Source organism: Streptomyces sp. NPDC047981, from assembly GCF_040653315.1.
GTDB lineage: Bacteria > Actinomycetota > Actinomycetes > Streptomycetales > Streptomycetaceae > Streptomyces.
The window spans coordinates 1-15,265 of the sequence record NZ_JBEZNQ010000080.1 but is presented as its reverse complement, the minus strand read 5'-3'; the positions used below and the strand labels follow the sequence as shown (position 1 = coordinate 15,265).

13 protein-coding genes are annotated in these 15,265 nt (G+C 71.4%); 10 read left to right on the top strand and 3 right to left on the bottom strand.

Annotated elements, in window-relative coordinates:
* Window positions 1–19: 19 nt before the first annotated feature.
* Window positions 20–706 (bottom strand): CbiX/SirB N-terminal domain-containing protein, encoded by a 687-nt coding sequence (locus tag AB0E14_RS32575; protein WP_362426498.1) that lies wholly within the window; start codon window positions 704–706, stop codon window positions 20–22.
* Window positions 707–945: 239 nt separating this feature from the next.
* Between AB0E14_RS32575 and nirB the strand changes: the two genes are divergently transcribed.
* The 10 genes from nirB (at window position 946) to AB0E14_RS32525 (ending at window position 14,243) form a co-directional block, all read left to right on the top strand.
* Window positions 946–3,726 (top strand): nitrite reductase large subunit NirB, encoded by a 2,781-nt coding sequence (nirB, locus tag AB0E14_RS32570; protein ID WP_362426495.1) that lies wholly within the window; start codon window positions 946–948, stop codon window positions 3,724–3,726.
* 177 nt (window positions 3,727–3,903) lie between these two features.
* On the top strand, window positions 3,904–5,328 hold the full coding sequence (locus AB0E14_RS32565) for an MFS transporter (RefSeq protein WP_362426492.1): 1,425 nt from the start codon (window positions 3,904–3,906) through the stop codon (window positions 5,326–5,328).
* 176 nt (window positions 5,329–5,504) lie between these two features.
* A complete protein-coding gene (gene pflB, locus AB0E14_RS32560; RefSeq protein ID WP_362426489.1) occupies window positions 5,505–7,772 on the top strand; it encodes a formate C-acetyltransferase in 2,268 nt (755 codons plus the stop codon).
* Window positions 7,773–7,862: 90 nt separating this feature from the next.
* Window positions 7,863–8,765, top strand: a complete 903-nt coding sequence (gene pflA / locus AB0E14_RS32555) for a pyruvate formate-lyase-activating protein (protein ID WP_362426486.1) — start codon at window positions 7,863–7,865, stop codon at window positions 8,763–8,765.
* A gap of 162 nt (window positions 8,766–8,927) precedes the next feature.
* Entirely contained in the window at window positions 8,928–9,950 is a 1,023-nt protein-coding gene (locus AB0E14_RS32550) for an MFS transporter (RefSeq protein ID WP_362426544.1), read from the top strand.
* The gene (locus AB0E14_RS32545) at window positions 9,947–12,265 is read left to right on the top strand and encodes a molybdopterin oxidoreductase family protein (RefSeq protein ID WP_362426482.1); all 2,319 of its coding nucleotides are present in this window, start codon (window positions 9,947–9,949) and stop codon (window positions 12,263–12,265) included. The genes AB0E14_RS32550 and AB0E14_RS32545 overlap by 4 nt, the downstream gene beginning before the upstream one ends.
* A gap of 8 nt (window positions 12,266–12,273) precedes the next feature.
* Window positions 12,274–12,885, top strand: coding sequence for a 4Fe-4S dicluster domain-containing protein (locus AB0E14_RS32540; RefSeq protein ID WP_362426478.1), 612 nt, complete (start codon window positions 12,274–12,276; stop codon window positions 12,883–12,885).
* Window positions 12,882–13,538 carry a Rieske (2Fe-2S) protein gene (locus AB0E14_RS32535; protein ID WP_362426475.1) on the top strand — a complete coding sequence of 219 codons (657 nt, stop codon included), beginning with the start codon at window positions 12,882–12,884 and terminating at the stop codon, window positions 13,536–13,538. Before AB0E14_RS32540 ends, AB0E14_RS32535 begins: the two co-directional genes overlap by 4 nt.
* On the top strand, window positions 13,535–13,978 hold the full coding sequence (locus tag AB0E14_RS32530) for a hypothetical protein (protein ID WP_362426472.1): 444 nt from the start codon (window positions 13,535–13,537) through the stop codon (window positions 13,976–13,978). Before AB0E14_RS32535 ends, AB0E14_RS32530 begins: the two co-directional genes overlap by 4 nt.
* A gap of 43 nt (window positions 13,979–14,021) precedes the next feature.
* Window positions 14,022–14,243 (top strand): hypothetical protein, encoded by a 222-nt coding sequence (locus AB0E14_RS32525; RefSeq protein ID WP_362426469.1) that lies wholly within the window; start codon window positions 14,022–14,024, stop codon window positions 14,241–14,243.
* Between the two features lie 19 nt (window positions 14,244–14,262).
* On the opposite strand, the gene mscL is transcribed toward AB0E14_RS32525, so the two are convergent.
* Together mscL and AB0E14_RS32515 are read right to left on the bottom strand one after the other, a co-directional pair.
* On the bottom strand, window positions 14,263–14,751 hold the full coding sequence (gene mscL / locus AB0E14_RS32520) for a large conductance mechanosensitive channel protein MscL (RefSeq protein ID WP_362426466.1): 489 nt from the start codon (window positions 14,749–14,751) through the stop codon (window positions 14,263–14,265).
* A gap of 111 nt (window positions 14,752–14,862) precedes the next feature.
* A complete protein-coding gene (locus AB0E14_RS32515) occupies window positions 14,863–15,138 on the bottom strand; it encodes a hypothetical protein (protein WP_362426463.1) in 276 nt (91 codons plus the stop codon).
* Window positions 15,139–15,265 lie beyond the last annotated feature (127 nt).

Sequence of the window (15,265 nt, the reverse complement as noted above, 5' to 3'; positions counted from 1 at the left end):
GGCGGGGCGCTGCGGCCCGTCAGGACGCGCTCCGCGCGAGTGCCGCCCGCGCGGACCGGGGCGCCTCGCCGTACCGCCAGGCCACCGTGCGGGCGAGCCCCGGATGGGCGCCCAGGGGCGCCGCGACCGTCCAGGTGCCCGGCACCTCGGCGAGCGCGCGCGTGAAGCGGCCCGGGGCCAGCAGGTGCGTCGCGATCGACACGCGCGCGTGGCCGGCGGCCCGCAACGCCTCCACCGCGTCCGGCACGGTCGGCTCCGCGGCCGAGCAGTACGCCGTCACCACCGGCACTCCGACTCGCCGCGCGAGGAGCCCCGCCGCCGCCTCCGTACCGCCGTTGCCGCCCGGCCTCGACGACCCGGCCCCTGCCACCACCACCGCGTCTCCCGGCCCGCCCGCTTCCACCAGGCGGTCGTGCAGGGCCAGGCCCACGGCCGGTACGCCGCGCAGCCCGGGCGTGACGAGGCAGTCGTGGCGGCGGGCGACCGCCGGGATGTCGACGGTCCGGTGGTAGCCGTCGCCGAGGAGCAGCGGCACGACCACCGCGCCCGGGCAGGAGCCGAGGACCTCGTCCAGCGAGGGCGCCTGGTGGTCCAGGTGGCCGACCACGACCCGGGTGCCCGTGAGCGCCCGCACCGACTGCGCGAGCCGCTCGACCGTCGCGCCCGCCTCGGGGACCGCGCTGCCGTGCACGGCGAGAACCAGCATCGTGACGCACCTCCGGATGAGCGCCGCCAAGTACGTCGGGGCCGTGGCGGCGGTGTCGTACACCCCACGACCCCCACCCCTTCACGCTAAGCCGGGCCGCCGTGGCGGAGGCACCGCCGTTGGGCCCGGGCGCGCGGGCCACAAGTCCCCCCGCCTCGGGTCTTTCACGGCTCCGAACCGCCCCCGGAGCCCGCCTACGGTCGGAGACGGACACCCCTCTACCCCACGGAGAGCCCGCCATGGCCACCCCCACCCAGACCCTCGTGCTGATCGGCCACGGCATGGTCGGCCACCGCCTCCTGGAGGCGCTCGCCGAGCGTGGCGCCCTCGCCGACCCCGCCGATCCGGCGGCTCCTGGCTGGAGGGTCGTGGTGCTCGCCGAGGAGGACGTCCCGGCCTACGACCGGGTCCACCTCTCGTCCGTCTTCACGGGCACGGACCCGGCCGATCTCGGGCTCGCCGCGCCGGACTTCCTCGCCGACCACGGCATCGACCTGCGCCTGGGCGACCCCGCCGAGCAGATCGACACGGCCGCCCGCACGGTCACCACGACCTCCGGCGCGGTCGTCGCCTACGACGCGCTGGTCCTGGCCACCGGCTCGTACCCGTTCGTGCCGCCGATCCCCGGCGCCGACGCGCCCGGCTGCTTCACGTACCGCACGCTCTACGACGTCGACGCCCTCCGCTCGTACGCGAAGGACCGCGGCGGCGCGGGCCGGGCCACGGGCGTCGTCGTCGGCGGCGGGCTCCTCGGCCTGGAGGCGGCGGGCGCGCTGCGCACCCTCGGACTGGCCACACACGTCGTCGAGTTCGCGCCCCGGCTGATGCCGCTCCAGGTCGACGACGGCGGGGCGGCCGCGCTGCGGGCCACCATCGAGTCGATGGGCGTCGCCGTGCACACCGGTGTCGGCGCCGCCGAGATCGAGACGGACGCCGACGGGCGGGCGCGCTGCCTGAAGCTGTCCGACGGCACGCGCATCCCGGCCGACCTGGTCGTCTTCTCGGCCGGGGTGCGGCCACGCGACCGGCTCGCGCGGGAGTCGGGGCTCGCGGTCGGCGACCGAGGGGGCGTCGCGGTCGACGAGCACTGCCGCACCACCGACCCGTACGTCTACGCGATCGGCGAGTGCGCCCAGACCTGCGACGGGCGGGTCTACGGGCTCGTCGCTCCCGGCTACCAGATGGCCGAGACCGTCGCGGACCGGCTCGCGGGAGCGGGCGACCTCGTCTTCACCGGCGCCGACACCTCCACCAAGCTGAAGCTCCTCGGCGCGGACGTGGCCTCCTTCGGCGACCCGTTCGCCGCCGGGCCGCAGGCCACCGAGGTCGTCTTCTCCGACGGCCGCGAGGGCGTCTACAAGAAGCTGCTGCTCGGCCCCGACGGGCGGTTGCTCGGCGGCATCCTGGTCGGTGACGCGGAGGCGTACGGCTCGCTGAAGCCGCACGCCGGGCGGACCCTCCCCGCGCCGCCCGAGGCATTCCTGCTGCCCTCGGGCGGGGGTGGCGGCGAGCTGCCCGGCGCGGACAGCCTGCCCGACGACGCCGTCGTCTGCTCGTGCCACAACGTCACCAAGGGCGCGGTGCGCGGCGCGATCACCGAGCACGGGCTGACGGACGTCGGCGGGGTCAAGCGCTGCACGAAGGCGGGCACCGGCTGCGGCGGCTGCGTGAACACCCTGCAGGCCGTCCTCGACGCCGCCGGGGTGGAGAAGCCGCGCGGCCTGTGCGAGCACTTCCCCGAGCTGTCCCGGTCGGACGTCTACGCCCGCGTACGGGAGGAACACATCCGTTCCTTCAGCGAGTTGACGGAGAAGTACGGGAGCGGCGGCGAGGGCTGCGTCGTCTGCAAGCCGGTCGTCGCCAACGTCCTCGGCACCCTCGCCCCCGAACTCGGGCTGCGCCACATCCTGCAGGGCGAACAGGCGGCCCTGCAGGACTCCAACGACCTCTTCCTCGCCAACCTCCAGAAGGACGGCACGTACTCGGTCGTCCCGCGCGTCCCCGGCGGCGAGATCACCGCCGAGCAGCTGATCGTCCTCGGCGAGGTCGCCCGTGACCACGGCCTGTACACGAAGATCACCGGTGGTCAGCGGATCGATCTCTTCGGCGCGCGGAAGGCGGAACTGCCGGTCATCTGGCGCCGGCTGCTCGATGCCGGCTTCGAGTCGGGGCACGCGTACGGCAAGTCGCTGCGGACGGTGAAGTCCTGCGTCGGGTCGAAGTTCTGCCGCTACGGGCAGGGCGACTCGGTGCGGCTCGCGATCGACCTGGAGCTGCGCTACCGGGGTCTGCGGGCGCCGCACAAGATCAAGGGCGGGGTGTCGGGCTGTCTGCGCGAGTGCGCGGAGGCGCGCGGCAAGGACATCGGCGTGATCGCCACCGCCGGCGGCTGGAACCTGTACGTCTGCGGCAACGGCGGCACCAGCCCCCGCCACGCCGATCTGCTCGCCTCCGACCTCTCGGCGGCCGAACTCTTCGCGCTGATCGACCGGTTCCTCATGTACTACGTACGGACCGGGGAGCGGCTGGAGCGGACGTCGGCGTGGCTGGAGCGGCTCGACGGCGGGCTCGGCCATCTGCGGGAGGTGCTCGTCGAGGACCGGCTCGGGATCGGCGCGGAGCTGGAGGCCCAGATGGAGCGGCACGTGGCTGCCTACCGCGACGAGTGGCGCGAGGTTCTCGACGACCCCGAGGCGCTGGCCCGCTTCGGCCCGTACGGGGACGGGGTGGAGTTCCTGGAGCCGGGGCGCGGGCGGACCGCCGTGCTCGCGGACGGCGGCGAGGCGGCGCTCTTCAGGGACGGCGCGGGCGAGGTGTACGCGGTGGGCAACCGCGACCCGTTCTCCGGGGCGGACGTGATCGCCGACGGGATCATGGGGACGCGGGACGGGGAGCCGGTGGTGGCCTCGCCGATGCTCAAGCAGGAGTTCTCCCTGCGGACCGGCGTCTGTCTGGACGACCCGTCGGTGGCGCTGCCGGTCCACGAGGTCGTGGCGGGTGTCCCTACGGCCCGCGACTGACGGGAGACCTGCGAGGGACGGGCGACCTGAGACGGACCGGAGACCCGGGTCCGACGGGACCTCCGCCCGCCCGGGTCGCGACCATGGCCTCTCCCGCACCCCCTGTGCCGGGGCGCACGGTGGAGGAGCAAGGAAGGACCGCGCAGGTCCCCTAGTCCCCACCCCCAGGGAAGCGCCATGAGTTCCGTAGTCCAGGACAGCAGAGCGGCGACGAGCGGGCCGGCACCCTCGTACGACGCGGAGCAGTACCGCCCCGGCCGGCCGATCACCGACTGGGAGCCCGAGAACGAGCTCTTCTGGAAGTCGATCGGCAAGCGCGTCGCCAACCGCAACCTGTGGATCGCGGTCCCGGCGCTCCTGGTGGCCTTCGTCGTCTGGCAGGTGTGGAGCGTCACCGCGACCAACCTGAAGGACGTCGGCTTCGGCTTCTCGACCTCGCAGCTGTTCTGGCTGACGGCGATCCCCGGCCTGACCGGTGGTACGGCCCGGATCTTCTACACCTTCCTCGGCCCCCGCGTCGGCCAGCGCCGCTTCACCGCGCTGTCGACGGTCGTGCTGATCGTGCCGCTGATCTGGCTGGGCATCGCGATCCAGAACCCGTCGACGCCGTACGGCGTGATGGTCGCCATCGCCGCCCTGTGCGGCATCGGCGGCGCCAACTTCGCCTCCTCGCTCGCGAACATCGGCTTCTTCTTCCCGAAGGCGAGGAAGGGCAGCGCGACCGGCATCAACGGCGGGCTCGGCAACCTGGGCGTCTCGGTGGTCCAGCTCCTGACCCCGATCGTCATCACCTTCTCGACCATCGCGATCGGCTCGGCCCAGCACAGGGCCGACGGCACCCCGGTCTACCTGCAGAACGCGGCCTTCATCTGGGTGCCGGTGCTGCTGGTCCTCGCGGCCGTGGCCTGGTTCGGCCAGAACGACCTGAAGGTGGCGTCCACCCCCTTCAGCCAGCAGAAGATCATCTTCAAGCGCAAGCACAACTGGCTGATGACCTGGCTGTACGTCGGCACTTTCGGCTCCTTCATCGGCTTCGCCGCCGCGCTGCCGATGCTGATCAAGACCACGTTCCCGGACTACTCCGTCGCCACCTACGCCTGGATGGGCCCGGCCGTCGGCGCCCTGGCCCGGTGGGCGGGCGGCTGGGTCGCGGACAAGCTGGGCGGCGCCCGGGTGACCATCCTGTCCTTCGTGGGCATGGCGGCCTCGATCATCGGCGTCATCACCTTCCTGCCGTCCGGCTCGGACGCGGGCAGCTTCTACGGCTTCTTCTTCTGCTTCCTCGCCGCGTTCTTCTTCTCCGGCATCGGCAACGGCTCGACCTTCCGGCAGATCCCGGTGATCTTCCGCTCGACCCATCTGAAGGGGCTCACGGAGGGCACGCCGGAGTACACGAAGGCGCTGAAGCAGTGCGAGATGGAGTCCGGCGCGGTCACCGGCTTCACCTCGGCCATCGCCGCCTACGGCTTCTTCTTCATCCCGGCCCTGTTCGGCTCGGTGGCCGTGACCAGCGCGATGTGGGGCTTCGTGGCCTTCTACGCCAGCTGCACGGTCGTGACCTGGTGGTTCTACGCCCGCAAGGGCGCGGAGGCGCCCAGCTGACCGGCGCGTCCGCACCACGGCGAAGGCCCCGCTCAGGCGGGGCCTTTCCGCATGCCGGGAAGGGGACCAATGGCCGTCGACCGGTGACCAATGCCGAGCCATTTGATCGATCAAAAGGCGTGCAATGGAGGCAGGCAACGACGCGATCGAATGATTCGAAGAAGGCGGTGCGGGCGATGACTGCGACCCCTGCTGAGGCAACGGTGAACGAGCGGGCCGAGACGGCCTGGAAGGGCTTCAAGGGCGGACTGTGGCGCGACGCCGTCGACGTCCGCGACTTCATCCAGCAGAACTACACGCCGTACGAGGGCGACGACTCCTTCCTCGCCGGCCCCACCGGGCGCACGACGGCGGTGTGGGACAAGCTCCTCGCGCTCTTCCCCGTGGAGCGCGAGCGCGGCGTGTACGACGTCGACGTGCAGACCCCGTCGGCGATCGACGCCTTCGCCCCCGGCTACATCGACCAGGACCTCGACCTGATCGTCGGCCTGCAGACCGACGCCCCCCTCAAGCGCGCCATCATGCCGAACGGCGGCTGGCGGATGGTCGAATCCTCGCTGCGGGACTACGGCTACGAGCCCGACCCGCAGGTCAAGGAGGTCTACACGCGGCTGCGCAAGACCCACAACGAGGGCACCTTCGACGCGTACACGCCCGAGATCAGGGCCTGCCGCTCCTCCGGTGTGATCACCGGCCTGCCGGACGCCTACGGCCGGGGCCGCATCATCGGCGACTACCGCCGCGTCGCCCTCTACGGCGTGGACCGGCTGATCGAGGCCAAGCAGGACGAGAAGGCCGGGGTCGAGAAGGAGTGGCCCACGGACTCCGTCATCCGCGACCGCGAGGAACTGGCCGAGCAGATCAAGGCCCTGGGCGAGCTGAAGGCGATGGCGCGGTCGTACGGCTACGACATCTCCCGGCCCGCCGCGACCGGCCGCGAGGCGATCCAGTGGACGTACTTCGCCTACCTGGCCGCCGTGAAGGAGCAGAACGGCGCGGCGATGTCCCTCGGCCGCACCTCCACCTTCGTCGACATCTACCTGCAGCGCGACATCGAGGCGGGTGTGCTGACGGAGGAGCAGGCGCAGGAGCTGATCGACGACTTCGTCATCAAGCTGCGCATCGTCCGCTTCCTGCGCACCGAGGACTTCAACCAGGGCTTCTCCGGCGACCCGACGTGGGTGACGGAGTCCATCGGCGGCATCGGCGCCGACGGCCGTCCGCTGGTGACCCGCTCCTCCTTCCGCTACCTGCAGACGCTGTACAACCTCGGCCCGGCCCCCGAGCCCAACCTGACCGTCTTCTGGTCGCCCCGGCTGCCGCAGGGCTTCAAGGACTTCGCCTCGAAGGTCGCCATCGACACCTCGGCGATCCAGTTCGAGTCCGACGAGCTGATGCGTCCCAAGTACGGGGACGACACCGCCATCGCGTGCTGTGTCTCGCCGTCCGCGATGGGCAAGCAGATGCAGTTCTTCGGCGCCCGGGTCAACGTGGCCAAGGCGCTGCTCTACGCGATCAACGGCGGGCGGGACGAGAAGTCCGGCAAGGTCGTCGCCGAGGGCTTCGAGCCGATCGAGGGCGAGGTCCTCGACTACGAGACCGTCGCCGAGCGGTACGACGCGATGCTCGACTGGCTGGCCAGGACGTACGTGCACGCGATGAACGTCATCCACTACATGCACGACAAGTACGCCTACGAGCGCATCGAGATGGCCCTGCACGACTACGCGCCGATGCGGACGATGGCCTTCGGCGCGGCGGGCCTCTCGGTGGCGGCGGACTCGCTGTCGGCGATCAAGCACGCCACCGTCCGGCCGGTCCGCGACGAGAGCGGGCTCGTGGTCGACTTCGCGATCGAGGGCGACTACCCGGCGTACGGCAACAACGACGACGCGGCGGACGACATCGCCGTGCGCATCGTGCACGACTTCATGGAGAAGCTCCGTCAGTACCCGACCTACCGGGACGCGACGCACACCCAGTCCATCCTGACGATCACCTCGAACGTCGTCTACGGGAAGAAGACCGGCAACACCCCCGACGGCCGCCGCGCCGGCGAGCCGTTCGCCCCGGGCGCCAACCCGATGAACGGCCGCGACAGCCACGGATACGTGGCCTCGGCCCTGTCGGTCGCCAAGCTCCCCTACGACGACGCCGAGGACGGCATCTCGCTGACCAACACGGTCACCCCGGACGGCCTGGGCCGCACCCCCGAGGAGCGGATCACCAACCTGGCGGGTGTCCTGGACGGTTACATGGCCGGCGGCGGCTTCCACATGAACGTCAACGTCCTCAACCGGGACGTGCTGATGGACGCGATGGAGCACCCGGAGAACTACCCGCAGCTGACCATCCGGGTCTCCGGATACGCGGTCAACTTCGTCCGGCTGACCCGAGACCAGCAGCTCGACGTCATCAACCGCACCTTCCACGGCTCGCTGTAGCGGCGACGCCGTAGCCCTCAGCGCCCCGGGGCCGGGCCTCACCCTCACCCCGGCCCCGGGGCCGTCCCTTCGGAACGGAGAGGTCCTGCCATGACCACGACGACCCCGGCGGTCACGCCCACGCAGGTCACGCCGAGCACGCCGAGCACGCCGACCACGCAGCCCACGCCGACCACGCAGCTCACGCCGACCGCGCGGGCCACGATCGCGCCGATCGCCGCGCCCGGTCCCGCGACGCCGGCCGCCGCCGCGACCCGGCGCCCCTCCGAGGGCTCGGTGCACTCCTGGGACCTGTCGACCGGTGTCGACGGCCCCGGGACCCGCTTCGTCACCTTCCTCTCCGGCTGCCCGCTGACCTGTCTCTACTGCCACAACCCCGACACCTGGCGGATGCGCAACGGCACCCGCACCTCCGCCGACGCCGTGATCGCCGAAGCCGCGAAGTACACCCGCTTCATCCAGGCGTCCGGCGGCGGGGCCACCGTCTCCGGCGGCGAACCCCTCCTGCAGCCCGTCTTCACCGGCGAGCTGCTCCACCGGATGAAGCACGAGCTCGGCTTCCACACCGCCCTCGACACCTCCGGCTTCCTGGGCGTCCGCGCCACCGACGCCCTGCTGCGCGACACCGACCTCGTCCTCCTGGACATCAAGTCCTGGGACCCGGACACGTACCAGAAGGTCACCGGCCGGCCGCTGCGGCCGACCCTGGACTTCGCCCGCCGCCTCGCCGACCTCGGCCAGGAGGTCCACGTCCGCTTCGTGCTCGTCCCGGGCCTCACCGACGACCCCGACAACGTCGAGGGTGTCGCCGCCTTCGCCGCCGGACTGGGCAATGTCTCGCGCGTCGACATCCTCCCCTTCCACAAGCTCGGCGAAGCGAAGTGGCAAGCACTCGCCAAGCCCTTCACGCTCCACGACACCCCCTCCCCGACCCCCGACGAGATCGCCCGGGCCCGGGCCGTCTTCCGGTCCCACGGCCTGAACGCCATCTGAGGGAACGTTCACCCTCCCGACGCGGAGAACATGCCCAAATGGGGCATAGCGCCCTACCGTGTCCGCGTGACCGAGCCACCTGCCCGCGTGACGGAGCCCCCCGAGGGCCCCGTGCCCGTCGCCCCGACGTCCCCCGACGTCCGCCGCCAGACCCCGGCCGACGTGCGCCGCCGGGCCGCCCTCGCCGGAACCGTCGTCTCCGTCCTGCTGATCGTCGCGATCGTGCTCGGCAGCCGGCTCCTGCGCGACTTCGACTCGGCGCTCCTCCCGTACGCCGTCGCCACCGTCTTCCTCGCCTTCGGCGTCGCCTACCGCTACACCGTGTGGATCTCCGCGCCCGGCGCCCGCCGCCTCTTCAAGCAGGGCTGGCGCTCCTTCTTCTCGGCCGCCAACTTCCGCAGGGCGCCCACCGCGCTGCCGAGGATGATCGCCACCTACCTCGGGTTCCAGAAGTTCCTCGGCGCCCGCTCGCACGCCCGCTGGGCCGCCCACCAGCTGATCTTCTGGGGCTGCGTCCTCGCCGCCCTGATCACCTTCCCGCTCACCTGGGGCTGGTTCACCTTCACCTCGTCCACCGGGTCCGGGCCCGGCTACGAGATGCGGATCTGGGGCTTCAAGGTCCTCGGGTTCGACTCGCTGAACATCGTCGGCTGGCTGATGTTCCACGGCCTCGACATCGCCGCCGTCCTCGTCATCCCCGGCGCGTCCTACTTCCTGTGGCGCCGGATGAAGGACCGCGGCGCCATCACCGGCCAGCGCTTCGCCTACGACCTGGTGCCGCTGATCGCCCTCATCGTCATCTCCGTGACCGGCCTGCTGCTCACCTTCTCGTCGATCTTCCTGCACGGCGGCGGCTACGAGTTCCTGGCGATCCTGCACATGGTCTCGGTGGTCTTCACGCTCATCTACATCCCGTTCGGGAAGTTCTTCCACATCGTGCAGCGGCCCGCCGCCGTCGGCATGCAGCTCTTCAAGTACACCTCCCGCAAGAAGGACGGCGACGAGGTCCTCGGCTGCCTCCGCTGCGGGGAGCCCATCGACACCGGCCCGTACGTCGAGAACCTCCAGGGCACCATGCGCGACCTCGATCTCGGCTTCGCCGACGGGCCCCGGTACTGCCCCCGCTGCAAGCGGGTCATGCGCGGCAACGCCTACCTCACCCACGTCAAGAAGGGCTTCAAGTGACCCAGCAGCACGTGGGCCGCCCCGACCGTCTCCCGCTCGACCCCTCCCTCGCCCCGCCCGGCACCCGCAACTTCCGCGACGCCGGCGGCATCCCCGCCGACCGCTGGCACGCCGACCAGGAGGGCGAGACGCTCGTCCCCACCCACTGCTGCTTCTGTGGCGTGCAGTGCGGCATGTACCTGCGGGTCGACCACGGCGGCAAGGTCTTCGGCGTCGAACCCCGCAACCACGACATCAACCGGATGCGGCTCTGCCCCAAGGGCATCAACGCCTACCAGCAGGTCAACCACCCCGACCGGCTCACCGCCCCGCTCATGCGCCGCAATCGCGACGAGGAGTTCCGCGAGGCGAGCTGGGACGAGGCGCTCGACTTCACCGTCTCCGAGATCCGCCGCATCCAGAGCGAGTACGGCAACGACTCCTTCGGCCTGCTCGGCGGAGCCAGCCTCTACTCGGAGAAGACGTACCTCGTCGGCAAGTTCGCCCGCGTCGCCCTCAAGTCCCGGCACGTCGACTACAACGGCCGGCTGTGCATGGTCTCCGCCGCCGGCGCCAACAAGCTGTCCTTCGGCATCGACCGCGCCGGCAACCCCTTCTCCGACATCCTCCTCACCGACTGCCTCCTCATCGCGGGATCCAACGTCGGCGAGTGCTTCCCCGTGATGACCCAGTACCTCTGGGGCGCCCGCGACCGGGGCGCCACATTGATCGTCGTCGACCCCCGCGAGACGGCCATCGCCCGCACCGCCGACCTGCACGTCGCACTCAAGCCCGGCACCGACTCGGCGTTCTTCAGCGCCGTCCTGCACGTGGTCGTCGCCGAGGGCCTCACCGACGAGGCCTTCCTCGCTGAGCACACCACCGGCTGGGAGGAGGTGAAGCGGACCGTCGAGGCCTACCCGCCCTCCCGCGCCGCCCAGATCTGCGGCGTCCCCGAGGAGCAGATCGTCCGGGCGGCCCGGATGTTCGCCGGCGCCGGCAAGGCCATGGCCTGGCACGCCCGCGGGGTCGAGCACCACTCCCAGGGCGTGGAGAACTGCCTGACGATCATCAACCTGTGCACCGCCACCGGGAACATCGGCAAGCCCGGCGCCGGCTACGGCACCATTACCGGCCAGGGCAACGGTCAGGGCGGCCGGGAACACGGCCAGAAGTCCGACCTGCTGCCCGGTGGCCGCTCCATCACCAACCCCGAGCACCGCCGGCAGGTCTGCGAGATCTGGGGCATCGACGAGTCCGAACTCCCGCCCGCCGGCACCTCCATGATGGAGATGGTCTGGCAGATGCAGCGCGAGGAGATCCGCGGCCTGATCGGCATCTGCAACAACCCCTTCGTCTCCCTCCCGAACTACGCGACCGTCAAGAACGGCTACGACACCCTCCAGTTCCACGCCCAGTTCGACTTCTTCCTCTCCGAGACGGCCGCCAACGCGCACGTCGTCTTCCCCGTCACCGTCTGGGCCGAGGACGAGGGCGTGATGGCCAATGCGGAGGCCCGGGTCGTCAAGCACAACAAGGCGCAGGAACCGCCCGCCGGGGTCCGCACCGACACCTGGGTGATCTGCGAACTCGCCAAGCGCCTCGGCGCGGGCGACAAGTTCGACTTCGCCGACTCCCGGGCCGTCTTCGAGGAGCTGCGCATCGCCTCGGCCGGCACGGTCAACGACTACTACGGCATCACCTACGAGCGCCTGGAGGAGACCGGCGGCATCGCCTGGCCCTGCCCCAGCACCGACCACCCGGGCACCCCCCGCCTCTTCGAGGACGGGACGACCTACCACCCGGACGGCAGGATCCATATGCAGGTCGTCGAATGGCACCCGCCCATGGACCCGTACAACGAGGAATACCCCCTCTCCCTCACCACCGGCCGCACCGTCGCCCACTTCCTCTCCGGCAACCAGACCCGCCGCCTGGGCGGCCTCGTCGAACAGACCCCGCGGCCCTGGGTCGAGGTCCACCCCTCGCACGGCTTCCGCAACGGCGACCCGGTCCGCGTCGTCACCCGCCGGGGCAGCGAGGTCTTCCCCGCCCTGGTGACCGAGGCGATCCGGCCCGACACCGTCTTCGTGCCGTACCACTGGCCCGTCCCGACCGCCGCCAACGCCCTCACCATCGACGCCCTCGACCCCCGGTCCAAGATCCCCGAGTACAAGGTCTGCGCGGCCCGCATCGAGGCCGCCGAACGGATCGACGAGGTCCCCGCGCCCCCGACCGCCCCCGGGCAGCTCGCCTACCCCGAGGCCCAGGTCTCCCGAACCGACCCCCTGCCGCCGACGTCCCCGCAGGGCCGTGGCACCGCCGAGAGGAGCTGACGCCGCTCATGATGGGCCGCACGATCTTCATCGACCCCGGGCGCTGCATCGGCTGCCAGGCGTGCGTCTCGGCCTGCCGCGAGTGCGACTCGCACCGCGGCAAGTCGATGATCCACCTCGACTACCCCGACGAGGGCCACTCCGTCGCCTCCCTCCCGACCGTCTGCATGCACTGCGAGGACCCGGTCGCCCCCTGCGCCGAGGTCTGCCCCGCCGACGCCATCCTCGTCACCGCCGACGGCGTGGTGCAGCAGGCCGACACCACCCGCTGCATCGGCTGCGCCAACTGCGTCAACGCCTGCCCCTTCGGCGTCCCGAAGATCGACCTCCAGGCGAAGCTGCAGATGAAGTGCAACCTCTGCTACGACCGCACCGCCTACGGCCTCGCGCCGATGTGCGCGACCGTCTGCCCCACCGGCGCCCTCTTCTACGGGACCCTCGACGAGCTCCAGAACGAGCGCCCCGGCGTCCAGGTCGCCGACTCCTTCACCTTCGGCACGACCACCGTCTCCACCGGAGTGGCGATGGTCGTCCCCGCCGACAAGGTCCAGTGGCCGGTCCCCGGGGGCCTGCCGGTCGTCGAGATCAACGGGGTGGATGTACGGGAGGGAGCGCGATGAGCGTCACCGAGCAGCCGCCGGCCGAGGGGCCCGGCGGGACCGACGCCGCCCAGGAGGCGCTGCACGACCGCATCGCCGCCGACTCCCTCACCACCCGGCGCGACTACCTGCGGATCGTGGCCACCGTCTCCGGCGGCCTCGCCCTCGGCGGCATCGGCGTCGCCTCCGGCATCCTGCACCGGCACGGTGACGCCGACGGCGCACCCGAGGTGAAGAAGATCGCCGACCAGTTGCTGCCCGGCGAGTCCCTCGCCTTCCGCTACCCCGAGGAGGCGGACCGGGCGGTCGCCCTCCGCATGGAGGACGGCACCCTCGCCGGCTACTCGGCGGTCTGCACCCATCTCGCCTGCGCCGTCCTGTGGCGCAAGGACCGGGGCAGCGAGGGCGAGCTGTACTGCCCCTGCCACGAAGGCGTCTTCGACGCCCGTACCGGAGAGGTGACGGCGGGCCCGCCACCCCGGGCGCTGCCCAAGGTGCTCCTGGTCGAGGAGGTCGACGGCAGTATCTGGGCCGTCGGCACGACCCGGTCGGGCGAGAGCGTCCAGGAGGGCCTGTGCCGCCAGCTCGGCGAGGAGCGGCCCGGCCTGGCCGAGCGGCTCGGCTGCCCGGGCGCCTCGGCAGGGGGAGCGGCCACGAGGAGCGAACGCACATGAGCGACGACACCCCCTTCCCCCGCGACCCGGAAGTCCCCGATCGCCCCCCGGGCACTGCGGACCAGCCCCCCGACGACGGCGCCGCGTATCCGCCGCGCCCCGCCTACACCCCCGGGAGCGCGCAGCCCCGCCTCAACCGCCCGGTCCAGGAGCGCTACCCGCAGATCCGCCCCACCAGCGGCTACGGCGACCCCCGGGTCCGCCGCACCGGCCCGGGCCCCGGTGCCGGTACGGAGCAGGAGCCCGAGCGGTCCTCGAAGCTGAACGCCCGCCTGGCCCTGGCCCTCACCGTCGTCATCGGCCAGCTGTGGGGGCTGACGATCGTGGTCGACGAGTGGATGGCGGGCGACACCGGCACCGCCTGGTGGGGCGCAGGCTTCCTCGTCCTGTCGTTCCTCGTCGTCCTCGGCCTGTGGCTGCTCGACCCGAAGGACCGCTGATCGGACCGGGTCCACGGCCGAATCCCCGGCGTACCCTGGAGGTATGAGCACCGCCCCCGCCCACGGTCCGCGAGACGCGAAGCAGCCCGGCAACCAGTCAATCCCCGAGAACACCACGAAGCCGAAGCTGATCTTCGACGATCCGCTGGACCAGCAGTCCGCGGACGATACGGACCGCGGGTGGGGCGAGCGGCCTCGGAGCGGCAGCGACAGTGCCGCCGATCTCGCGCGCTTCCTCGAAGAGAAGCCGCCGCACCACCTCTGACGCCGGTGCGAGTCGCCGGCTAGGGGGTGGGGTGCGACCCCGCCCCGGCGCCCGAGCTCGGACCGCGCTGGGTGACGAGAGCGTCGCGGATCTCCTTGAGCACCTCCAGCTCGCTGATCTCCAGCGTCTCCTGGACGCCTTCCTTCGCCTTGTCGTGCGCGGCCCGCTTGGCCAGGTACTTCGCCATGGGCAGGACCATCAGGAAGTACACGACGGCGGCCGTGATCAGGAAGCTGAGGACGGCGCTGAGCACGAGGCCCCACTGGAGCTCGATGCCCTGCACCTCGCCGTTGACCACCACGCACGAGTCCTTGATGCAGCTCTTGTAGCTCTCCAGGTTCTTCGTGCCGAAGGCGCCGACCACCGGGTTGATGATGCCCTTCACCACCGAGTTCACGATGTTGGTGAACGCGGCTCCGATGACGACCGCCACCGCCAGGTCGATCACATTGCCGCGCATGAGGAAGGCCTTGAAGCCTGCCATCACGCTTTCCTTCTTCGGGCTCACCCGGATGCCTTTCGTCGCGTGTGCAGTTGGTGGAGCCATTACGCAGCGAACAGCGCAGATCCGTCCAATCCGTACACACGGGACGGTGACTTGACAGACAGTCCGTGCGAATCAGCACAGTGTCACCGCCAGTTGGGACGTGACACCCGCACCGGCCAGCGCCGTCGCCGTCGACCGTGGAACCGAGAGGACGAGCAACGCCCCACCGTCCGAACGAGTCTCACCCGGGCGCGGAACTTCGGCCACTCGGGCGCCCGTAGCCACCACGCGCGCCTCACCGGCCCCGCCCATCGCCGAGTTGGGCGCGGCGATCACATCCACCAGGTCCCCGGGCCGGACCAGCCGCACGGTCTCCGCGTCGGCGATCCGCACCGGCGCCGACACCATCCGCACCACGGGCGCCCGGCGCTGCTCGGACGGCGCCGATCAGGACGCGGTAGCGCTGCCGTGTCGCGAATTCGGCCAGGTTCCAGACCACCGGGTGCCCCACCTCCGCGCTGAGATGGAGGACCTC